This window comes from Nitratireductor aquimarinus (assembly GCF_017255295.1).
GTDB lineage: Bacteria > Pseudomonadota > Alphaproteobacteria > Rhizobiales > Rhizobiaceae > Nitratireductor > Nitratireductor aquimarinus.
Window position 1 is genome coordinate 151,692 of record NZ_JAFKDE010000008.1, and the last position, 21,948, is coordinate 173,639.

Consider the following 21,948-nt stretch of genomic DNA (forward strand, 5'->3'; position numbering starts at 1 on the left):
GAACGGTTGCCCGCTTATCCCTGATCGGCGCTTTGACGCTTCTTGGCGCGGCGCGCAAAGAAGATCAGCAGGAAGAACGCTAAGGCGAGCACCCCGGCCACGAGCAGCGAGAGATTGTGCATCCAGAATGCAGGATCAAGCAGCCGTTCCCATGTGAAGGGAGCATCGCCGCGCTGGCTTCCGTCTTCGTTGAGGTAAAGCGGTGCGCCGCGGCTGTTTACCGCTGCCAGAACGCCATCGTCTCCCAATACGGCGATATCGCCGCCGGCAAGCTGGAAAGGCGTTTCGAAGACAGGCGGCGTTCCGACACTCTGATAGCTGACGCCCGGCTCTTTGGAGCCCGATACCGCCTGCACGACAGCGATCCGTTCGAGACCCGAAACATCATAGAATGTCTTGCCTTTGGCATTGGCAATTGAGACCCGGTCACCGGAGACCTTCACGGCATCGCGGGCGCCTTTGACGGGCGTATCAAAGGCGAGATACGGCGTTTTCGGCTCGATCTCCGCGTCGCCTTCTTCAAAGCTCAGCGTCGCGCGGGATGGCGAGACCCCGACCGTGTCAGCGAGCTGAATGATCGTCGGCAGAGACCGGGTCGCATCGAGACGCCAGCTGGTCGGAACGAACAGGCTTGCATCGCCGGCGAGCCGCGCCGTCATTTCTGCGAAATTGCCGAGCTTTGGCGCGGATTTCAGGAAAATCCGGCTTTCCGGCAGCACCGCAGCCGGGAAAGGCTGAGGCGTTTCGCGGCATTCGTCACTTGCCGGCTGGCGTTGAATGCGCACCTGCATCGTGTTGCGGGGAAGGAGGGCGTAAGACGGGATGTCGACGGAGATTTTCTCCGCCTTCCCGTCGGCGGTGAGGCGCTTTGCGCCAAGAAGATAGTCATTGATGAAGATCGAGGCCACGGGTGCCGTCGCCGTCGCGCCGGGAGCGGCCGCGACATAGACATCCATGCTGGCGGGAACCTTGCCCTCGGGCAGGCTGGTGCCAAGGTTGAATGACGTCGTCCAGTCGCCGCGTGCAACGACATCCAGATTTCCGGCCGCCTGATTGAGCGAGGCCAGAGCGATGCTGTCTGTGTCGGTGTCGGGCCTTGCGGCCGTGTCGAGAACAAGATGATCCGTGCTGGCGGTGCGACGCCAGAAACCGTCGAGCAGACCGGAGGCGGCGCGTGCGGCATCTGGCGCGACTGCGATCACGGGCCGACCGGTGAGCGTGGCAATCTCGATGCTTTTTGGCTCGCTCGCCATTGCAAGCGCGTTCTTGCGCACCACGAGGGTGTCGATTGCATCGACGGCTGCGGCGTCTGCCCGTTCGAGTTCTTCGGCGACCGCTTTGAGGGCGGTCGTCAGCCCGCCTGCCAGCATCTGGTCGGCAACCGCGATATGCGCGTGCAGCTGCGGTGCATCTAGCAGGATAAGGGCCCCGATTTCAGCGTCGCTCGACAGGGTGATGACACCGCCACCGGCAAGCGCTGCAAATGCGGGAACGCGCTTGAGAGCCGGGGGGATTTCGAGCCCGCTGACATCGAATTCGCTGCCGATTGTCGGAAGCGCTGCAACATCCACCGTCTTGCCGGCGCGCTCGAGCGTGACGCCCAGACGCCAGGCGGCATCGAAGCTCTCGCTTGCCAGCTCGTCGCTGGAAACCAGAAGCACCACACGCTGGGGCAGGGCGGACCAGGCATCCGCAATGGTTTTCACGTCGCCTGCATCATAGCTGTATTCCAGATGGGAATCCGGCGAGATCTGCAGCATGTTTCCGATGGGGCGGGCATCGTCGCAGAGAAACCGCCCCGTGGCCGAAGACCATGCGAGCCCCATCCGCACAAACCCGGACGGGCGCGGTGCCCCCTCAACATCGACGCTGATCTCGACGTCTCCCTGAGGCGCGGTTGGCGACTGGGCGGCCACGACCGTGCCATCGACTGCAAGCGTGTAGGTCGTCTGTCCGCCATCGGCGCGCAGATAGCGGCCGTCCACGACCAGGCGCGGCTCGGACAGCTCGATATTCGCGGGCACCGGCAGATAGATGTCGCGACGCGCATCGCTGGAACCGAGCACGACCGGTTCGGTGAGGCCAAGCGCCTTCAGGCTGACCCGCTCGCGGATCTCCGTTTGCTGCGAAAGCGCGGTGATCGCATCGGCGATTTCCGCAGCCTGCGCGGCATTGCCGCCATGCATGATGATCAGCCCGCACGCCCCGCTCAAAACGGAAGACAATATGGCGCTACGGCGAGATGAGACGGTCATGATTAACCCGTTTTCTGAAATTGGATGGGGATTGCGATCAGGCGGCGAATGCCGCGCTCGATCTGCCCGCCAGAGCGGCGGCGATGCGGGTTGAGGCATGCCCGTCCCCATAGGGATTGAGGATGCGCGCGAAGCTTGCGTAATGGGCCGCGTCATCGAGAAGCTGCTCGACCTCGCTGACAATCCGCGTTGTTCGGGCTCCGACCAGACGGACGCCGCCTGCAGCAACGGCTTCAGGGCGTTCAGTCACATCGCGCATGACCAGAACCGGCTTCCCGAGCGACGGGGCTTCTTCCTGCACACCGCCGGAATCGGTCAGGACAATGTCCGCCCTGTTCAGGAGATAGACGAAGGACAGATATTCCTGCGGGTCGATGAGCGAAATGTTCGGATTTTTTCCGAGCAACTCATGGACCGGATCGCTGACATTGGGGTTCAGATGCACCGGATAAACGATCTGCAGGTCGTCGCGCCGCGACAGGCTGGCCAGCGCCTTGCATATGTTCAGGAAACCGTCGCCGAAGCTCTCGCGGCGATGCCCCGTGACGAGGAGGAGTTTGCGCGAGGGATCCAGAAAGGAGAACCGGGCATCCAGCTGGGCCTTCAGCTCCGGCGTGGTCCTGATCCGCTCGACGGTTTCCATCAGGGCGTCGATGACCGTGTTGCCCGTGACAAGGATTTCACCGTTCAACCGCTCGGAGCGCAGATTGGCGGCGCTTGTCTCGGTCGGCGCGAATAATTTTGTTGCGAGGACATCGATCGTGCGCCGATTAAACTCCTCCGGCCACGGCTTTGACAGATCGTAGGTGCGCAAGCCAGCTTCCACATGTCCGACCGGAATGTTCCGATGGAACGCGGCCAGACTGGCGGCCATTGCGGTCGTGGTGTCGCCATGGGTCAGCACATAATCGGGCTTCTCATCGGCGAGAATGGCGTCCAGACCCTCGATTACCCTGCCTGAGAGACCGTTAAGCGTCTGGTTGGGTGTCATGACCGAAAGATCGTGATCCGGCTTGATGCCGAAAAGCTCGAGAACCTGATCAAGCATCTGGCGATGCTGTCCGGTCACGCAGGTAATTGGCTGAAGCCCGCTTTCGGCAGCCAGCGCCTTGATGACCGGAGCCATCTTGATCGCTTCCGGTCTCGTGCCGAAAACCGATAAAATTCTCATTGAAACAATGCCCTGAAGTATCTGATCAGAATCGTGGGAGGGGCGCCGGCATCGTGTCGTAAGACAGTCCGTCGGGCGCATCGGCAGCTTTTAAAACCGGTCTGACGTCTCATTGGAGACAGCCGGCTACTCTGGGGAAGCCAGTTTTAGGAGGGGCGATCCTGATGCTGCGGGCCCGCTTTCTGGCTTCTCGTGCAGCAAGACCCGGTAGCCATTAGCCGCGCAGGCAGCTGAAAGCCTTCGGAAACGTGCAGGCGACGCCGGACAGCGAGTTTGTGCGTTTTCATCAGAAACGAACCCTTTAAATGATTCCGATGTACGAATAAGTCGCCTAAGTATATAGGGTGAACTGGTAAGTTTGTCAGTCGCCTAAGTTTTTTTGTCGCACTACCCGCTGCAAGTTTCGGATTTTATCTGGACCCATGTCGATCTTTCACACCGTCGATTGCGCTGTTGCATCGATTTGCGGCGCTCAAAACAAGTCTCAACTCGTCTCCGCGCTTGGTGAGGGGATGGCGGCTCTTGGCTTTCAGAGCTTCAACCTGTCATGCAACAAGGCGGATGTGCGGGAGTTCATGACATCGCCGACGCTGACTAGCTGGACTTCGGAGGATCTGGATGCCTATCACAATGAGCACTGGAGTGCCCGAGATCCTCTGCTTGAACTGTCCGGGCAGCCCGGTCTGCGAAAGCTCTGGACACCAGACGACTGGGCGCGGGACGCGGATACGCGGGCATATGCGGAATATATCGACTTCTCTGGCATACGCAGCGGCGTGACCGCATCAGTGGGGGGCGCGACAGATACCGTGAGCGCCATCACTGCGCTGTCATTTTCAGATGTGATCGTGGACCCCGATGTTCCCCATGCGGTGGCCATTCTTGCGCAGACAGCGCTCACCCGGGCGGCCGTGCTCGGCGTTCCAAGCATCGGGCTGCCGGCCATGGCGCAGTCGCTGAAGGAACTCTCTGGCAAGCAGATAGAGATCCTCAAGTGGGCAAGTCAGGGAAAATCGAACCGCGACATCGCGACCATCATGGGGTCGTCGAAACGGACAATCGATTATCACATGTCCGAAATTCTGCGGAAGCTGGATGTCGCCAGCCGGGCGCAGGCGATCATCATTTTTTCCGGTCAGTGATCGTCAGAACCGTGGCGCGGACGCCACGGCAATCGGATATCGCGCCAGAATGAACCGGCCCTTTAGAAGAGAGAGAAGTATTCCTTCTGCTCCCACTCTGAAACCGTCATCAGGTAGCGGTTCCATTCCGCGCGCTTGATGTGGGCCAGATAGGCGACGAAATCCTCGCCGATGGCGCTTTTGTAGAAATCGGACTGTTCGAACCGCTCGATTGCCGCGATCAGGCTCTTGGGCAGGAACTGTGAATTGTTGTCATATGGACGCTCCACGGGAGCGGGGGCTTCAAGACCCCGCTCCAACCCGTCGAGCCCCGACAGGATCTGTGAAGCAAAATAGTAGTAGGGGTTGGCCGCCGGCTCCGCGACGCGGTTTTCGATGCGGCTTGCCCTGTCGCCCTGCGCGAAGAGGGCGCGGATCATCGCTCCCTTGTTGTCGCGGCCCCACTGCACGCGATCCGGCGCGAGCTGGAAGGGCTGATAACGCTTGTAGCCGTTGACCGTCGGCGTGGTCAGAAGGCAACTTTCGGCAGCGTGTTCCAGAAGGCCCGCGATCCAGGCGCTTGCGGTGGGCGACAGGTCTTCGCCTTCACCCGGCATGAACATGTTGCGCCCGCTTGCGCGCTCGACCAGAGACTGGTGCAGATGCCAGCCGCTTGCCATTCCATTGTCCACCTTCGGGCGGCACATGAACGTGGCGTGCAGCCCCATGCGCGCGCAAACCTGTTTCACGGTGGAGCGGAACAGCATCATCGTGTCGGCATGGTTCATCGGCGTGTCCGGCTCGAAGGTGAACTCGAACTGGCTTGGACCGAACTCCGCCTCGACCGACCGGACCGGCATGCCGAGTTTCTGGCACGCACGGCGCAGTTCGTCGGCCACGGGCTCCAGCGCATCGTAGCGGGACTCGGTCAGATACTGGTAGCCGTGGGAGATAAGGCTCGTTTCCGGGGGCAAGGCAGGCATGCCGCCATCTGTGTGTTCCAGGCGCGGGTCATCCACACGGAAAACGTAGAACTCGACTTCCAGCCCGCAAACGAGGTCGAGACCGCGCTGGCCAAGACGACTGACGGCATCGCGCAGGATGCCACGCGGCGAATGGGGGAAGGGCCGCCCGTCCTTGTAATAGACATCGCATAAGAGCCAGCCGCTATGGGGCGACCAGGGAAGCTGGCGGAAGGTTTCAGGGTCGGGAACGATCATGACATCGCCGGCGCCGGTGAGTTCTCCCGCGCCATTGTTCTGGCTCTCCTCCCAGACGGAGAACACGGTGCGATGCGACGTGTCCTTCAGGAGAAGCGTCGACGTCATCGCCATGCCGTTGCGGAACAGGGAATCGACCTTGTCGGCAACAATGGTCTTGCCGCGCAGCACGCCATGCTGGTCGGCAAACGCCAGACGCACGGTCTCCAGCCCGCGCTCGCGGATGAGCGCCAGCACTTCGTCTGCGCGTTCAAACTGCTCGTCGCTCAAGAGGTTTTTCGCTGCGACGAGGCCGCTCTTGAGTTTGTCCAAATTGCCCGACATGCCTGTCTCTTCCCTCTGGTATGGCTGCTGCCGAATTGTTGGTCTTGTTGTGTGGCGTGCGGGCGGTTCTCTCGCCCACCGCTCTTTCAGGCTAGGATACGGCGGCTACGGCAACCGCCTTCATCAGCGGTGTGTCGATGTCTGCAGCCATACGCTGATCAATGCTCTGGCCTGCGGCGATCAGTTTGCGCGAGGCCATGTGATCGGCGGCGCGGTTCACCGAATAGGCCGCCACCAGACGGTCTCCCTCCATCTGCAATATGCTGAACGCGCCGCTTTCAGGATCTCCGCGAAGAAGCTCCGTCGTGCCGGGTCTCGGCAGGCCGGCCATCTGCACTTTCAGGTCATACTGATCGGTCCAGAACCATGGAACAGCGCCAAGCGGCGCATTGCCACCGGCAATGTGCTCGGCGGCAGACTTTGCCTGATCGACAGCGTTTTGCACGGATTCAAGCCGCATGGCCCCGTTCGCATAGGCGTTGTGGAAGGCTGCAACGTCGCCCAGCGCATAGATATCGGGGGCGCTGGTCAGGCCGTGCGCGTCCACCTCTATGCCGCCTGCAATGGTTTTGAGTTCGAGCGGCTCGATCAGCGCCATGTCCGCGATGCCGCCCACGCCCACAAGCACGAGATCGGCGGGAAGGGTGGTTCCGTCGCCAAGCTGAACGCCGCTCACCCTGCCGTCATCGGTGGTGGTGTAGCGCTCCGGCAGCGCGCCGTAGCGGAACATTGCGCCCTTCGCCGTGTGATAGCCGCCGATAAAGGCGCTCAGCCGTTCTGGCAACGCGCGTGTCAAAAGGCGTTCCTGCGCCTCCAGAACGACGACGGATTTGCCCTGCTTGACCGCAGTGGATGCAAATTCCAGTCCGATGAACCCGCCGCCGATGATGACGATGTTCTCTGCATCCTGCATGGAGCTACGCAGGTGGCGTGCATCGGCGATGGAGCGGAGCGTGTGAATGCCGCGCGCCTCGGCGCCGGGCAGGGGCAGGGTGCGCGCCTTTGAGCCGGTGGCGAGAACGAGCTTGCCGTAGTCGAGCCTGCCCGATGCGGTGACCACCTGTCGCGCATGAGGATCGATGCTCAGCGCCGGCTCGTTCAGGCGCAGGTCGATTCCCTGATCGCGATAGAAGTCGGGGGCGCGCAGGAGAAGCTGCTCCTCGTCCTTTTCGCCCGCAATATAGGCCTTCGAGAGGGGCGGGCGGTGATAGGGATAATCGCCTTCCGCGGAAAGCAGGACGATGCCCTCCTGCCAGCCCTTTTGCCTGAGCGATGCGGCGGCCTGTACGCCGGCGTGGGATGCGCCGACGATGACGACCGCGCTCAAAACTGGTTCTCCGGGATGATGAAGACGGCATCCTTGAGCTTTTCACTGACACGAAGCTGGCAGGAAAGCCGGCTGGTCGGTCGCCGCTCGGCGGAGGCCATGTCGAGCATGTCGTCTTCTTCCGAAGACATTTCGCCGACCGTGCCGTCCTCGAGATTGTCGCAATACACATGGCAGGTGGCGCAGATGCAGGCCCCGCCGCACTCCGCTTCGATGCCGCCCACATTGTTCATTACCGCGGCTTCCATGACGCTTACGCCCGGGCGCGCCTGAACTTCAATCTGCTCGCCGCCGCTGGTTTCGAACTTGATGGTGATGGCTTCGCTCACGGTTGATCTCCGATTGGTCGAATAACGAACACAATATCATTTATCGACCAATTGATCACATGGATCATGGAAGCCTGTCAACAAATGCAGGAAGCAAAATGGTGAAATCATTGGGCGGGAGCGCAATCGACCCATTTCCTGAATTCCGCTAAAGCTCTTGATTGCGTGTTCTAATAGAATATAATCGCACAATGGATCGATTATCGACCAATTTGGCGATCGATCTGGAGGCCGCTAGCATTGATCCGGTCTGACTGGGTGGAGGCGAGCATGCGCTCGAGCAGTGGGATTTCAGCCAACGCGCGGAAGAGAAGGGAAGAGACACAGCCATGATGAGCCAAGAGCAGAACGATCTTATCACCAGGATCGGTCCTGACGCACCCGCTGGAAAGCTGATGCGCAAATACTGGCAGCCGGCAGCCCTGGTGGATGAACTGGAGGGCGACCGCCCCATCGTCCCCGTCAAGCTGCTTGGCGAAAACTTCGTGATGTTCCGCGACGAGCAGGGGCGCTACGGACTGGTGGATCGCGACTGTCCGCATCGCGGCGCGGATCTGGCGTTCGGCCGTCTGGAAAATGGCGGTCTTCGCTGCGCATTTCATGGCTGGCTGTTCGACGTTGAAGGCAATTGCCTGGAAACGCCGGCCGAGCCCGCCGCTTCGAACCTGTGCAAGAACATCAAGCAGCGCGCTTACCCGGTTGTTGAGAAGAGCGGCATCCTGTGGGCCTATCTCGGCGGTGACGAGCCTCCGGCATTTCCCGAGCTCGACTGTTTCGTGGCGCCCGGCACCCACACATTCGCCTTCAAGGGCCTGATCGAGTGCAACTGGCTGCAGGCGCTCGAAGTCGGCATCGATCCCGCACACGCCTCCTTCCTGCATCGCTTCTTCGAGGATGAGGACACGTCGGAAGCTTACGGCAAGCAGTTCCGTGCCGCGTCCGCCGACAGTGATCTGCCGATGACGAAGATCCTGCGCGAATATGACCGCCCGATCATCAATGTGGAGCGCACGGAATATGGCCTTCGCCTGATCGCGCTGCGCGAGATCGACGAGGAACGCACACATGTGCGCGTGACCAACCAGCTCTTCCCGCACGGCTTCGTCATTCCAATGAGCGGCGACATGACCATCACCCAGTGGCATGTGCCTGTCGATGACGAGACCTGCTACTGGTACGCGATCTTCACCAGCTATGGTGCGCCGGTCGACAAGAAGAAGATGCGCGAACAGCGCCTCGAGCTCTACGAGCTGCCGGACTATGTTTCGCGCCGCAACAAGTCCAACGATTATGGTTTTGACCCGCATGAGCAGGCGACCGAGACCTATACGGGCATGGGCCTCGACATCAATGTTCACGATCAGTGGGCCGTTGAATCGATGGGCCGCATTCAGGACCGCACCCGCGAGCATCTAGGGCAGTCCGACAAGGCAATCGTTCAGTATCGCCGCCTGCTCAAGCAGGAAATCGAAAAGGCGGTCAATGGCGGCAAGCCGCTCCTGACGCTGGACGAAAAGCATGCCCGCAGCATTCAGGGTCCGGCCACGATGGACGGCATCGGCCCGACACGCGGCTGGGAGACCTACTGGATGGAGGTCGATGTGAAGCGCCGCCGCGCAGCACCCTGGGCCGCTCCCGTTCCAGAAGAACTGGCGGAGAAGGTGCCGCATGTCTCGGCAGCCGAGTAAGGCGCTTTACGCCACGCCGGATTGAACTCGACACACGAAAAGGCCCGCCTCAACAATGAGGCGGGCCTTTTCAATGAACGATCATTTGGAAACGATCAGTCGCGCTTCGCGGCCAGCACTTCCACCTCGACGGTGAATTCGGGCTTTGTGAACCCGCTCACGATCATCAGTGTGGATGCGGGGTAGGGCGCAGGGAACAGGGCATTGCGCACATCCATATAGGGCGCCATGTGCTCGCGGCCCGTCACAAAGGCGCTGATGCGCACCACATCCTCGAAATCCATATCCGCGTCCTTAAGAAGCTTGCGGATATTGTCGAAGCAGATGCGGGCCTGTTCGGCCGTATCGTCCGGGATCGTGCCGTCCGGGCGCATGCCAAGCTGGCCGGAGCACACGAGAAGACGCGCGCCTTCCGGCACCTGCATGGCATGGCTGTAATTGGAAAAGGGTGGCGGAAGATCACCGGGGTTCACGGGAATGGCCAAGCGTCTCTCCTTCTGACAGATGGGGCGGCCGCCATGATGCATGGCAAACCGCGAAAGAAAACAGCCGCCCCGTTTCCGGAGCGGCATTTCTGGTCTCGACGGGAGCGAGCGACGGGTTATTTCAGGCCGATGCCCGGATCGATGAACCGGTTCGTCACGACGCTCTGCGGATCGAGGCCTTCCTTGGCGCGCTCATCCAGCCAGGGCTGAACGATATCGAACATGACAGCCACGCGCTCCGTGTCGAAGTCGGCGATCGTGTCATTCGAGCCATTGCCCATGATGCCGCGCTCCTTGAGCGTCTTCCAGCCATATTCGAGCTTGTCCATGGACAGCTTCCACCAGGACGTGGCGTAGCCGCCCTGGGTGAAGTCGTGAATGGTTTCCAGAACCTCGGCCGGGTCGTCCATGTAGTCGACGACGGCCTGCTGGATGATCGGCACGAGCTTTTCAAGGCAGGGTGCGAGTTCATCCATCCGGTTTTCCGCAACCGACAGCATGCCGCTGTAATTGGGATAGCCCAGTTCGCCGACGGTGACTGCGTCGATGGGCTTGCCCCAGTTGTTGCCGGTGGAGAATGCATAGGGTTCGCTGGTGACAAAGCCCTGGTTCAGCCAGGTGCCATTATTGGTGACGAAGTTCTCGCCGTCGCCACGGTAGCCCTCGACAAAGACGTCCTGGGAGACGCCGGACTGCAAGAGGTAGAGGCCGAAGGTGCGCTGAATGGTCGAGACGTAGATCATCCCCTTTCCGGACTCGCCGAAGGCAATGATGTCATCGATGCTGTGGAAGCCGTCCGGATAGGTCTCGCGGTCCCAGAACAGGCCCTGCGGGGCGATGTTGAGCGGCGCGACGACACCGACCACCGGGAAGCGCTCGGAGAAGATGAAGGCATTGTCCAGCTCCTGGTAACCCAGATGCGGACGCAGGCCGGCCTTGGAGTTGCCCATGTAGAGGGCCGAATAGGCGGTCTCGCCGTCACCAAGGCCCATGCCGCCGCCGCCCTCGAGAATGACGAGGTCGATGCCGGTGCTGCCCAGCGGGCCGGTGTAGCGGCCGCTTTCCATTTTACCGCCGCCACCGATCATCTGGTAGAGCGCACCGTGTTCGGCCTGGGCAAGCCAGTCCTTCTGCACGATGAAGGGATTGGGACACACATCGGCCAGCGGCGTGGTGTAGGCCTTCTTGGCGAAATCGCCCGGCTCCTGAGCCAGGGCCGGCTGCGCAATGGCGGGAAGCGCGGCCATCGCGGTTGCCAGCAAAGCAGTCTTCAAGCTTCTCATTTTCAGTTCCCTCATTGTTGTTGTGGGTCGAGAAGGCATCGGCTCGCGGCGGGAAACCAATGCCAGGCGGAAATGCGAGCGGGCGAAGAGAGGCTGCTCTTCGCCCGCCCGTAGAATTGGTGTCAGGTCTCCTTGCCGCCGGATTCATGCCAGTCCGAGAACAACCAGTGCCCGAGCCAGGTGAAGGCGATGTAGACGCAAACCGACAGGAAGGTCGCAGTCATCAGCGCCGCATACATCTGCTCATATTTGAAGTCGATCTTGGAGTTGATGATCATCTGGCCAAGGCCGCCACGGCCGGCCAGGAAGAACAGCTCCGAGACGATGGCGCTGATGACGGCGAGGCTTGCCGCGATCCGCAGACCGGCGAAGAGCGCCGGCGCTGCAGACGGAAAGCATGCCTTGACCAGCGTCGTGCGCCAGCTCGCGCCCTGCAGGCGGAACAGGTTGATGATGCCGCGGTCAACGCTTTTGAGGCCGAGGAGAAGGGTGATCGGGATGGCGAACATGGTGAACTTGGCCACGATCAGAACCTTCGGCAGCGTGCCGAAGCCAAGCGCCGTCTGGATCAGCGGAATGATGGCGAGCGTCGGGATCGACTGGAACGCGACGATGTTCGGGAACATGGCGCGTTCGAGAATCGTGGCGCGAAACATGATCACGCCGAGCAGGATGCCGACCGGGATCGAGATGCAGAGGCCGGCGAGCGCGATGCCAAGCGTGGTGAGCGAGCGCGTCAAGAGTTCCCAGCGCACGTCCGAAAGGCCGAACGCTTTATCCCAGAGTTCATAGCCCGAGGGCATGAGAAACTGGCGGTGCGGCTCAAGGTTCGCGCGCACCATCGCGTATAAGAGAATGAACATGCCGAACAGGACGAGCGGCGGCACGAGCAGCATGAGGAGGTTTCCAAGCGTCCCGCGCTCTGCCGTGAACGGAACCGGCGAATGTGCAGTGAGATTGGATGAAGGCTGTGTCTGTGTCATCGATCGTCTCAATTCTCGATAGCATTTCGCAGGGATACGGAGACTTCGCTGCATAGGGTTGCGAACTCAGGCGTGTAGCGAAGCTCCGGATCGCGCGGATAGGCGAAGGGAATGTCGAACACTTCGAGGATCTGTCCCGGGCGGCGCGACATGACGACCACCTTGCTGGACAGATAGACTGCTTCTGAAATCGAGTGCGTGATGAACAGGCCGCTGAAGCCGTTGCGCATGAACAGCGACACCAGCTCGTCATTGAGACGCTCGCGGGTGATCTCGTCGAGCGCCCCGAAGGGCTCGTCGAACATGAACACGCTGGGGTTAAGCGCCAGCGAGCGGGCCAGCGATGCGCGCATGCGCATGCCGCCGGAGAGGCGCTTGGGATAATGCTCGGCAAAGCCGTCGAGCCCGACCAGGCTGATCTGCTCCATGGCGATCCTGCGGCGCTCTTCAGGCGAAAAGCCGCGCAGCTCCATCAGAAGCTCCACATTGCCGAGCACCTTGCGCCACGGCAGAAGGGTCGCGTCCTGAAACGTGTAGCCAAGCTGGCTGCGATCCACCTTGACGATGCCCGAGGTCTGGGGGAACAGGCCGGAAGCGATCTTCAGAAGGGTGGACTTTCCGCAGCCCGAAGGGCCGACGATCGAGACGAACTCGCCCTTGCGGATGGTCAGCGAAACATCTTCAAGCGCCTGCGTTCCATCGGGGAACTGCATCGAGATGTTCTCGAAAGAAAGCGCGACATCGTTCCCGGCAATCGGAAGACCGGCGGGAGAACTTGCGTCTCCGGTCCTGCCTCCAGTCCTGTCCGGGGGCTGAGGAACAGCCTGCAATGTCATTATGAGTCCTCCCAGTTGAAATGCGGTGCGCCCGCTAGAAGCGGCTCACCGAAAACGGCGATAGGTCGATCTTGGGTGTTTTTCCCGCCATCAGCGCTGCGACGTGCCTGCCTGTCGGTCCTCCCGAGCAGATGCCGACGTGCTGATGACCGAATGCAAAGACGGTGTTGGAGAAGCGTGGCGAACGATCGATAACCGGCAAACTGTCTGGAAGACAAGGCCTGTGGCCCATCCATTTGGATTGTTCGGTCGTATCGAGTTCGGGGAACATCTCCCGTGCGATTTCTGTCAGTTTGTCCGCGCGCGCATAGTTGGGCGCGGCCTTCAGTCCGGCCAGTTCCACGGTGCCCGCAATCCGCAGGCCGCAGTCCATCGGATTGATGAAGACGCTGCGGGTGTTCCACATCACGGTGCGGTTCACACCGATCTGCGGATTGGGGAATGTGACGTGGTAGCCTCTCTGGGTTTCCAGCGGCACTTTCGCGCCCAGTTTGCGCGCCAGCGGCGACGACCATGCGCCGGCCGCCAGGACCAGCCGGTCGACGGGGAGCTGACCCTCAGTGGTTTCCAGCGCAACCGGCCCATCCGGCCCCAGTGTGACGTCCTTGACCTCGGCGGTGACGAATTTGCCGCCATTCTTCTTCACCTGGTCGGCAATGCTGTTGACCAGAAGATAGGGGTCGACGGTCGAGCCGTTCTCCGGCGCAAAAATGCCGATGTCGAAGCGTTTGTTGAGGGCCGGCTCGAACTGCCGGATCTCGTCGCCGCCCACTTCGATCATTTCCGCGCCGAGATTGCGGCGCAGGTCGAGCGACCATTTCGCCGCCTGAAGCTCCTGGCGGCTCTCATAGATGTAGAGGCAGCCATTCCGGCGGATCAGCTGGTTGAACCCATCGCCGGTGAGGATATCGCCATAATCGTCGAAGACGGTTTCCATCAGCGAACGCATCGCCGTGGCCACACGAACGCATTCCTCACGCGTGGCGTGGCTGATGAAGCGGGCAAGCCATGGCGCGATCCACGGCAGATAGGACCAGCGAACCGTGAGCGGACCAAGCGGGTCCATCAGCCAGCCGGGAATCTTCTTCATGACGCCGGGCATCGCCACCGGCAGGATGGCGCTGGGCGAGACCGAACCGGCATTGCCGAACGACGTGCCGAGCCCCGGCTCCAGCCGGTCCACCACCGTCACGCCAAAACCCTCGCGCTGCAGGAACGCGGCGCAGCTCACGCCGACAATGCCCGCGCCTATGATGGTTACATGTCCCTTGCTGCCGGTCATGTGTTCATCTCCCCCCGGTCAAATCACAGTCTGTGATGGAAATCATTCGGCAAAGAGGTAGGTCTTGCCGGGAGAGGGGGACCAGTCGGGATCCTTCCAGGCGATCATCTTGCCGGGATTGAGAAGCCCCTTCGGGTCGGCCTGTTTCTTGAAGGCCAGCTGATGCGGGTTGGTCTTCTTCATGCCGCCTTCTTCCAGCGTGATCCGGTGCGGATTGAAGATCGGAAGGCCGAGTTCCAGCTCCAGTATCTGGATGATTTCCTCAAGCCGCTCATTGCTGGTGTGCCGCACGATCGGAATGCCCACGGGCGAGACAACGCCGTCGAACCGGGTGAATTCGAAATGCAGCAGCAATTCGTCTCCGAACCGCTCTTTCACCTCGGCGAGTTTCTCGAACATCACCGGGCGCGGGATCATCATCTGCAGATAGGTGATGGTCGGATCGACGCGCAGAGCGCGCAGCGTCGTGTGGTTCCACGCAAGCTCGAAAGCCGCCGGCAGCTTCACGCCCTCTTCCAGCTGGTCGTAGCGCAGCCTGAGCGTCGCACCGTCGAAGCCTTCGACAATTTCGACAAGCCGGTCCAGTGTTTCTTTCGAAACGGTCACGGCCACAACGGCCTCGCTTTCCTCCAGATAGGGGCGGTGCCTGCGGAAATAGTTGAACGGAATGGGCGCCTCGAAATTCGAAAGCATGCGCTTGCAGACCGTGTCGTCGTCGCCGATCTCAAGCGCCAGCCTGCAGGAGTTTTCGAATGTGTCGACACCGATGATCACGTCGACCCAGTCGGTCGCCGGATCGGCAGGCATTTCCACCTCAACGATGACGCCATTGACGCCATAGGCATGGGCGGCCTTGCTGATGTCGCTTGCGCCGACCAGATCAATGATCTGCGGCGTCTCTTCCATGGTGACGAGGCGCAGCCGGCGGATATTGGCCGGATTGCGCAGACCGCCCCAGCGGATCGCACCCACACCGCTGGACCCGCCGGCGATGAAGCCGGCGATGGTTGCCGAGCCCATGGTCGAGGGGAACAGGCGGATTTCCTTGCCGACCGCGCGCAGCGAGCGCTCGATATGCTCGATCACCGTGCCGCCCTGCGCCACGAAATAATCGTCGCCGATCTCGAGGATCTCGTTCATGTGCTTCATGTGCAGAACGACGCCGCCGGAAAGCGGCATGGCCTGACCGTAATTGCCGGTTCCGGCCCCGCGCGTGGTGACGGGAACGTCATGCTTCCAGCAGGCGGCGAGAATTTCGACCACTTCTTCCACGCTGCGCGGCGCAATGACCAGATCGGCCGTCACGTCGTCGAGCTGTTCCTTCAGGATCGGGCTGTACCAGTAGAAGTCACGGCTCTTCTGGCGCACCGTCTGGGGATTGTCGTCGATGTCGAGATGGGCCAGCGCCTCGCGGCACGCTGAAATATCTGCAGTCATGAGTACTCCATCGCGAAAAGATCGCGCAGATTGAAGGGAAGCGGTTGAAGCGGCGCGCCACCGCGCAGAACGACGCGGCCGGCCGAAGAACGGCTCATCAGGTCGAGCCAGTCGCTGGCATCGAGAATGATCAGGTCGGCAGGTGCGCCTGCCGCAACAAGGCCGTGCTGGCCGAAGCCGCAGGCCTTCGCGGCCTCGCGGAACTGGCGGGCCGCCCAGCTGCCGATGTCGGTTTCGAGATGCGCTGTCCGCACCGCAGAGCGGAAAAGGTCGACCATGTCGAAGTCGCCGTAGGGATAGAAGGGATCCTGCACATTGTCGGAGGCGAAGTGCACGGATGCGCCGCCCGCAGCCAGTTCGCGCACGGTGGTCATGCCGCGCCGCGACGGCGTTGCGCCATTGGAGCGGTCCTGCAGGAACAGGTTGGAGTGCGGAAGCGAGACGATATGCACGCCGGCCCGCGCCACTTTATCGATGATGCGGTCGCGGTCTGCCATCGGCATGGAGCTGAGCGAGCAGCAATGTCCGGCCATGACCGGGCTCTTGAAGCCGGTGCGCAGAATGCTGTCGCAGATCAGTTCGAGCGCCATGGCGTCGGGCGCAAGCGTTTCATCGACATGGAAATCGACCGCGAGCCCGGCTTCGCCGGCACAGGAAAACAGCGCATCAAGGCGCTCCGGCGTTGCCGTCTTCGGCGCAATGAACGCGCCCAGAACGCCGCCGAGACGCCTGATTTGTCGGCAGCGTTCGATGAACTCCGCCTGTTCGACGCGCTCCAGAGCCATCAGCGCGACGGCCTGAAGCGCAATGCGGCCCCGCCAGTCGCTGCGCATTTCGTCAAAAACGCGCCAGGCTTCGCTCTCATCCGGCATGACCGGCGTGTCGAGATGGGTGCGGATCGCGGACGTGCCATGCAGATAAGCGCGTTCAAGCGCCTGAAGCATGCGGTTTTTCAGGTCCGTCTGCGACCAGTTGGCGGCATCCGCGCCGGAAAGCTTCACGGCGTCCAGAAGTCCGCCATGGGGAATGCCCGTCCGCCTGACGATATAGGCCTTGTCGAGATGGACGTGGGAATCGACGAATGTGGGCATAACCATCCGTCCTGCGAGATCCAGTTCAGCGCCGCCATTGTTCTCCGGCGTCAGCGCGCCATCCGCCGTGATGCCGAAATCCATGGTGGCAAGGCCGCTGTCATGATCCAGCGCACGGAGCGGAAACCCCTCTGCCAGAGCAGCCGGGACGCGGGCATTGGTGAACCAGCGGCTCTTTTGTGTCTCGCAGGCGCGGATGTTCATACGCGCGGCGCTCCGAAGGGGATCGCATAGCGCGCCACCTCTTCGAGAAGCCGGGCGTAACGTGTGGCTGCATGCTCGACGAGCGCCTTGCCCGTTTCCGGCGTCGCCAGCGCGGCATTGCCAGCGGCTCCATCGGCGTTGAGATCCTTCATGGTCCAGCCCGTGGAAACGGGGCCGAGCAGGCGCAGAACATCATTCGACTGGGCGACCGTACGGGAGGCCGGTACGAAGTTCTTCGCCTTTTCCATGCAAACCAGATCGGGGCGCAGATGCAGCATGGCGGCAGTCTCCACCAGTCCGCCGTGAATGCCGTCGCGCAACTCCTCCTCGGGGATCAGGCCGGGCGGATAGCCCATGCTCATCCAGCCGGCGGCGACGCAGAACATCTCTTCTTCAATGCGCAGCGCGCGCGCTGCGATCTGCAGCACCGGCACATTGCCCCCATGCGCATTGAGGAAGACAAGCCGGCGAATGCCCGAACGCGCGACGCTTCTGCCGATCTGCATGAGCACGGCCTGAAGCGTTGCTGCGTCGAGGGTCAGAACGCCGGGAAAGCCCGTGTGTTCATCGGATTTGGCGACGGCGACCGGCGGCAGAACCAGCACCTGCGCGTCCTCCACGCGCTTCGCCGCTTCCAGTGCAATGCCCTCTGCAAGCGTGGTGTCGGTGCTGAGCGGCAGGTGGGGACCATGCTGCTCAATGGCGCCCACAGGCAACAATGCGACAGTCGCATCATCGACCAGTGTTTTCAGGTCGTCAGCAGAAAGCTCGCTCCAGAGACGAAAGGCCATCAATTCACCGATTATCGAACATTAGTTCGCTTAGCGTTGCAAGAAAGCAGTCGGACGTCAAGCAGGTTTGTGCGATCCCGAGCCGCTGAAAGCGCGAAATTGAAAGGTTCGGCATTTGGAATTGACAGAGAAGCGGTCAGCTGTCGTTATAATAATTGATCAAAAGTTCGATTATCGAATAAAATATGAGAGCGGGAATGATTGCAGTTCGACAGCTGAACAGCGCCAGTTTTGCACCCTATGGCCATGTTGCCTGCGCGGGGCAGGGGATAACAAAGTCGATCCGGGCCGATACGGTGCTTTTGACGAAGTCTCCTTCTGTCTTCCAGCATGATGCCGAGGCGGTCGATCTCGCTCTGGATTTCTATGATGTGCAGCCTGAGGGCGATGTCGTGCGCATCAACCAGGCCGAGCGCCATGAGCACAGTTCGCAGATGTTCGTGCCCATGTCCGTCACCCGCTACCTCGTGATCGTGTGGGAAGGCCATCCCCATGAAAGCGCCGCCCATGGCTTCATCGGCGGGCCGAAGGATGTGGTTATCTACAATCCCGGCGTCTGGCATCACGGCATCATCGCCCTTGATGGGCCGGGGCATTTCGCTTCCACCATGTGGCGCACGCGCGGCGGCACGGACGTGGAATTCCTGCCGCTTGAAACGGCGCTCGAAACCCGACTGCAAGAGGCCGTCTCTTGAGCGCTCTGGGCATCGATATCGGAGCCTCGACCGTCGACCTCGCGCTGTCGGCGAACGGCGTCCTGCGCACCGGAAAGATGACGCGGGGCGCGGGAGCGGTGGCCGAAGAGATCGCGGCTGCGATCCGGCATTTTTCACAGCAATGGGCGTTTGAACCCACGGCGCTTGAAGAGATCCGCCTGGGCTCAACAGGCGCGGTGAACATGCTTCTTGGAAAGCAGGTCGCCCGGGTTGGTCTGATCACCACCAGCGGCTTTGCGGACACGCTGGCGCTTGCCCGGCAAAACCGTTCCGAGCTTTACGATCCGGTCGCGCGCTCGCCATCCCCCACATTTCTGGTGATGCCGGACGGCATCCATGAGGTGGAAGGCCGACTCGACAGGAACGGCGCGGAAATCGCCCCCCTGTCGGTCGATCAGATCCGGGCGGCGGGTGCAGCGCTTCGCGATCAGGGCGTGGAGGCCATTGCGGTCTGCTTTCTGTTCTCCTTCGTCAATCCGGCGCATGAGCGCCTCTGCGCCGATATTCTTTCAGAAGTCGCGCCCGGCATTCCCGTCATCCTGTCGCATACGGTCGACGGCAATGCCCGCGAATATGAACGCACGGTCTCGGCCTGTCTGGAAGCCGCCCTTTGCCCGGCGCAGCAGGCAAATGTGGATCGCATCGCAGACGAACTCGAAAGGCTCGGCTTCTCGGGCCGCCTCTCCTTTGCGGATTCGCGTGGTCATCTCGTAACGCCAAAGCTGGCTCGCACTGCGGCTGGCCGGCAGTTGATGGGCGGTCCTGCGGCCTCTGCGCTTTTCTCCGCGTCACTCGCAGAAATGGCAGGTTCCCGGCAGGCGCTTGCGCTCGACATGGGTTCCACCAGCACGGACATTGTGCTGCTGGAAAATGGCGCACCGGCGCAGACACATTACAGCGTCGTTGCCGGCGTGCCCGTACGCAATCCCATGGCCGACATTCAAAGCGTCGCTCTGGGCGGCGGCGCGCGGGCACAGTGGGCGGGCGCTGCCGGCATCCGCTTTTCAGGCGATGCCAATACCGATGCGCCCACGCTTACCGACGCGCTCGTTTCGCTGGGGCAATTGCCCGCCGCACTCGCGCCGGATGCGGGCAACCGCATTGCCCGCCTTGCCGAAGAGGCGGCCATCGGGTGCGACGAACTCGCCGCGATAATCCGGGATGCGGCGCTCGACAGCGTCGTGGCCGCTCTTGTTCGTTACGCGGTCGACCGAAATGTCGACCCGGCAGCCGTGCCGCTGATTGTCGGCGGCGGCCTTGGCGGTGTCATGGCGCATGCGCTGGGCGAGCGGCTTGGCGTCAACCGCATTATTGTTGATGAACTCGCCGCAGTGTCGGGCGCTGCCGGTCTTCTCCTGGCCCGGCATGTTAGCGAAGCGTCGGAAACGCTGAACGCGCCCCTCAATGGACTGACCGACGAGCGCCTCCGACAGGCGCTCGACACACTCCGTGCAGAGGCGTCAGCCGCCAGCGAGGGTGTTGTTCAGATCACGATAGCGCCGAACGCCTTCATGCACCCCGTCACGCTCACCCTTGATGAGGGGCAGCCGACGGTGGAGACCATTCGCGAAGCCTTCACTGCCTATCACACCGAGCGATTTGGCAATCCGTCGCGCGAGGCGGGGTTCGTGTTCAGGATCGGGCGTTTCCTCCTTGAAGAACAGAAGGCGCTGGAAAAGAAGCTCGCCGGGGGCGAGGCCATGGGCCTTCAGCCTGCCCCGGGCTGGGAGCGCGTCATCGAAGGCGGGCTGGTGTCCTTTGTCAGGCGCAATTCAGCCGCCGTGGCGCTGCGTCCCGAGACATTGCAGATGCGCCTGAATGCCATCGCCCAGACCATGCAGGAAATGCTCTTCCGCACGGCGGTCTCGCCCGTGGTGCGTGAAGGAAACGATGCAGCCGCAGCACTTTTGACCCCCACCGGAGAGCTTCTGGCGCTTTCCGACGCCATTCCGCTTCTTCTCGGGGCGCTTGATGGCTCCGTGCGTTCAATGCTCGAGCATTTCCCGGTCGAGACGATGCGCGAGGGCGATCTCTATCTCATGAACGACCCCTTCCTCGGCGGGACGCATCTGCCTGACCTGACGGTGATGCGGCCGGTCTTCGCAGAAGGAAAGGTGATCGCGCTCGCGGCGAGCATTCTTCATCATCAGGATATTGGCGGCATGCGGGCAGGCTCCGTGCCGCCGGATGCGGTGGACATTTTCCAGGAGGGGCTGCGCCTGCCGCCGCTTCGGATGGGCGCCGGCGACCGGATCGACCCTCTCGTGGTCAATCTCATCAGCGCCAATTCACGCGCGGCCGATACGGTGCTTGGCGATCTCTCCTCGCAGATCGGCGCGGCGGTGAAAGCCGGTTCGCTTCTCGGCAGTCTGGCTGAAGAGATAGGGATGGATGCCTTCGCCACAGGCATCGTGACCTGTCTGGAGCGGGGTGAGGCGCTCGCCCGCGACACGATTTCCGCCATGGCTCCGGGGCCACATGTGGCGAGCGGTCAGCTCGATCCTGCGCCGGGCCTGCCGGAAGTGCGCATCGCGCTCAGCCTCGACTGCGGCGACGGCCTTTTCCGCGCCGATTTTACCGGCACGAGCGGGCAGGTGGCTGCACCCATCAATTGCGTGCGCTCAGGCCCGTTCGCGGCTGCATTCTACAGCCTGCTCAGCGCGATGGGCGATACGGTGTTCCGCAATGGCGGCGTGGTGCGGACCATGGAACTGGTCCTGCCGGAAAACTGCGCGATCAATGCCTCGCCGCCGGCAGCCGTCAATGCGCGCATGGGCATTGTGCGCAGCACCACATCGACGCTTCTGCAAGGGCTCGCCCGGGCTTTGCCGGAGACCATGCCGGCAGCCAATTCGGGCATGTCCTTCGTGCTGGCCTTTTCGGGCGCGGGCGCAGATGGAAAGCGCTTCATCGCCACGGAGATCATCGCCGGCGGCGCCGGCGGCGGCCCGCAGAGCGATGGTGTTTCAGGCATTTCCACCGATGTCGGCAACGCGATGAACATGCCGGGCGAAGCGCTGGAATCGCAGATCCCCGTGCGTCTGGTAAGCGCCTGCATTCGCCGTGGCTCCGGCGGGGCGGGGCGCTATCGCGGCGGTGATGGCATCCAGCGCCGATATCTCGCCCTGCAGGACGGCATCAATGTTTCGCTGCGCGGCGACCGGTTCAGACATGTTCCCGATGGACTTCTGGGTGGCGGTGCGCCGCAGCCTGCCGCCGCCCGCGTCGTGCGGGCCGATGGAACTGTGGAGGAACTGGGCAGCCGTTCAGCCCCGGTTCTTCGCCGCGGGGATCAACTGGTCGTTGAAAGCTGTGGCGGAGCCGGGTATGGCGTGCAGGAAGGATAGGCGCTGCTGATCGAAGCGCCCGCCCGCAGGGCGGCATACTGTTTGAATTTCGGATACG

17 protein-coding genes are annotated in these 21,948 nt (G+C 61.9%); 4 read left to right on the forward strand and 13 right to left on the reverse strand.

All coding sequences use genetic code 11. From position 1 onward, the window contains the following. Window positions 1-14: 14 nt before the first annotated feature. Window positions 15-2,255 carry a cellulose biosynthesis cyclic di-GMP-binding regulatory protein BcsB gene (locus JYP46_RS15150; protein ID WP_206548567.1) on the reverse strand — a complete coding sequence of 747 codons (2,241 nt, stop codon included), beginning with the start codon at window positions 2,253-2,255 and terminating at the stop codon, window positions 15-17. Between the two features lie 37 nt (window positions 2,256-2,292). Continuing rightward, on the reverse strand, window positions 2,293-3,426 hold the full coding sequence (wecB, locus tag JYP46_RS15155; RefSeq protein WP_206548568.1) for a non-hydrolyzing UDP-N-acetylglucosamine 2-epimerase: 1,134 nt from the start codon (window positions 3,424-3,426) through the stop codon (window positions 2,293-2,295). Window positions 3,427-3,848: 422 nt separating this feature from the next. Here wecB and JYP46_RS15160 point away from each other — a divergent pair, with 422 nt between their 5' ends. Further along, window positions 3,849-4,568 (forward strand): helix-turn-helix transcriptional regulator, encoded by a 720-nt coding sequence (locus tag JYP46_RS15160; protein WP_113156835.1) that lies wholly within the window; start codon window positions 3,849-3,851, stop codon window positions 4,566-4,568. Between the two features lie 62 nt (window positions 4,569-4,630). Here JYP46_RS15160 and JYP46_RS15165 read toward each other — a convergent pair whose 3' ends face one another. From JYP46_RS15165 to JYP46_RS15175, 3 genes are all read right to left on the reverse strand, one after another. Then, window positions 4,631-6,091 carry a glutamine synthetase family protein gene (locus JYP46_RS15165; protein ID WP_113156836.1) on the reverse strand — a complete coding sequence of 487 codons (1,461 nt, stop codon included), beginning with the start codon at window positions 6,089-6,091 and terminating at the stop codon, window positions 4,631-4,633. A gap of 91 nt (window positions 6,092-6,182) precedes the next feature. Continuing rightward, window positions 6,183-7,418, reverse strand: a complete 1,236-nt coding sequence (locus tag JYP46_RS15170; RefSeq protein WP_206548570.1) for an NAD(P)/FAD-dependent oxidoreductase — start codon at window positions 7,416-7,418, stop codon at window positions 6,183-6,185. Continuing rightward, a complete protein-coding gene (locus tag JYP46_RS15175; RefSeq protein ID WP_224873290.1) occupies window positions 7,415-7,735 on the reverse strand; it encodes a 2Fe-2S iron-sulfur cluster-binding family protein in 321 nt (106 codons plus the stop codon). The genes JYP46_RS15170 and JYP46_RS15175 overlap by 4 nt, the downstream gene beginning before the upstream one ends. A gap of 341 nt (window positions 7,736-8,076) precedes the next feature. On the opposite strand from JYP46_RS15175, the gene JYP46_RS15180 reads away from it, so the two are divergent. Then, complete coding sequence (locus JYP46_RS15180) at window positions 8,077-9,435, forward strand: aromatic ring-hydroxylating dioxygenase subunit alpha (RefSeq protein ID WP_206548571.1); 1,359 nt, start codon at window positions 8,077-8,079, stop codon at window positions 9,433-9,435. 95 nt (window positions 9,436-9,530) lie between these two features. On the opposite strand, the gene JYP46_RS15185 is transcribed toward JYP46_RS15180, so the two are convergent. The 8 genes from JYP46_RS15185 to JYP46_RS15220 form a co-directional block, all read right to left on the reverse strand. After that, window positions 9,531-9,920, reverse strand: a complete 390-nt coding sequence (locus tag JYP46_RS15185) for a RidA family protein (RefSeq protein ID WP_206994562.1) — start codon at window positions 9,918-9,920, stop codon at window positions 9,531-9,533. 116 nt (window positions 9,921-10,036) lie between these two features. Then, window positions 10,037-11,203, reverse strand: a complete 1,167-nt coding sequence (locus JYP46_RS15190; protein WP_113156840.1) for a hypothetical protein — start codon at window positions 11,201-11,203, stop codon at window positions 10,037-10,039. Between the two features lie 122 nt (window positions 11,204-11,325). After that, entirely contained in the window at window positions 11,326-12,186 is an 861-nt protein-coding gene (locus tag JYP46_RS15195; protein WP_206544902.1) for an ABC transporter permease, read from the reverse strand. Window positions 12,187-12,194: 8 nt separating this feature from the next. Next, on the reverse strand, window positions 12,195-13,022 hold the full coding sequence (locus JYP46_RS15200) for an ABC transporter ATP-binding protein (RefSeq protein ID WP_206544901.1): 828 nt from the start codon (window positions 13,020-13,022) through the stop codon (window positions 12,195-12,197). Window positions 13,023-13,056: 34 nt separating this feature from the next. Next, window positions 13,057-14,304 carry an NAD(P)/FAD-dependent oxidoreductase gene (locus JYP46_RS15205; RefSeq protein ID WP_113156843.1) on the reverse strand — a complete coding sequence of 416 codons (1,248 nt, stop codon included), beginning with the start codon at window positions 14,302-14,304 and terminating at the stop codon, window positions 13,057-13,059. Window positions 14,305-14,346: 42 nt separating this feature from the next. Then, entirely contained in the window at window positions 14,347-15,741 is a 1,395-nt protein-coding gene (locus tag JYP46_RS15210; protein ID WP_206548572.1) for an FAD-binding oxidoreductase, read from the reverse strand. After that, the gene (locus JYP46_RS15215) at window positions 15,738-17,036 is read right to left on the reverse strand and encodes a cytosine deaminase (protein WP_206548573.1); all 1,299 of its coding nucleotides are present in this window, start codon (window positions 17,034-17,036) and stop codon (window positions 15,738-15,740) included. Before JYP46_RS15215 ends, JYP46_RS15210 begins: the two co-directional genes overlap by 4 nt. After that, a complete protein-coding gene (locus JYP46_RS15220) occupies window positions 17,033-17,827 on the reverse strand; it encodes a creatininase family protein (RefSeq protein ID WP_206548574.1) in 795 nt (264 codons plus the stop codon). Before JYP46_RS15220 ends, JYP46_RS15215 begins: the two co-directional genes overlap by 4 nt. Before the next feature lie 197 nt (window positions 17,828-18,024). On the opposite strand from JYP46_RS15220, the gene JYP46_RS15225 reads away from it, so the two are divergent. Together JYP46_RS15225 and JYP46_RS15230 are read left to right on the forward strand one after the other, a co-directional pair. Next, on the forward strand, window positions 18,025-18,522 hold the full coding sequence (locus tag JYP46_RS15225) for an ureidoglycolate lyase (RefSeq protein ID WP_206548575.1): 498 nt from the start codon (window positions 18,025-18,027) through the stop codon (window positions 18,520-18,522). Next, entirely contained in the window at window positions 18,519-21,890 is a 3,372-nt protein-coding gene (locus JYP46_RS15230) for a hydantoinase B/oxoprolinase family protein (protein WP_206548576.1), read from the forward strand. Before JYP46_RS15225 ends, JYP46_RS15230 begins: the two co-directional genes overlap by 4 nt. Window positions 21,891-21,948: the final 58 nt, after the last annotated feature.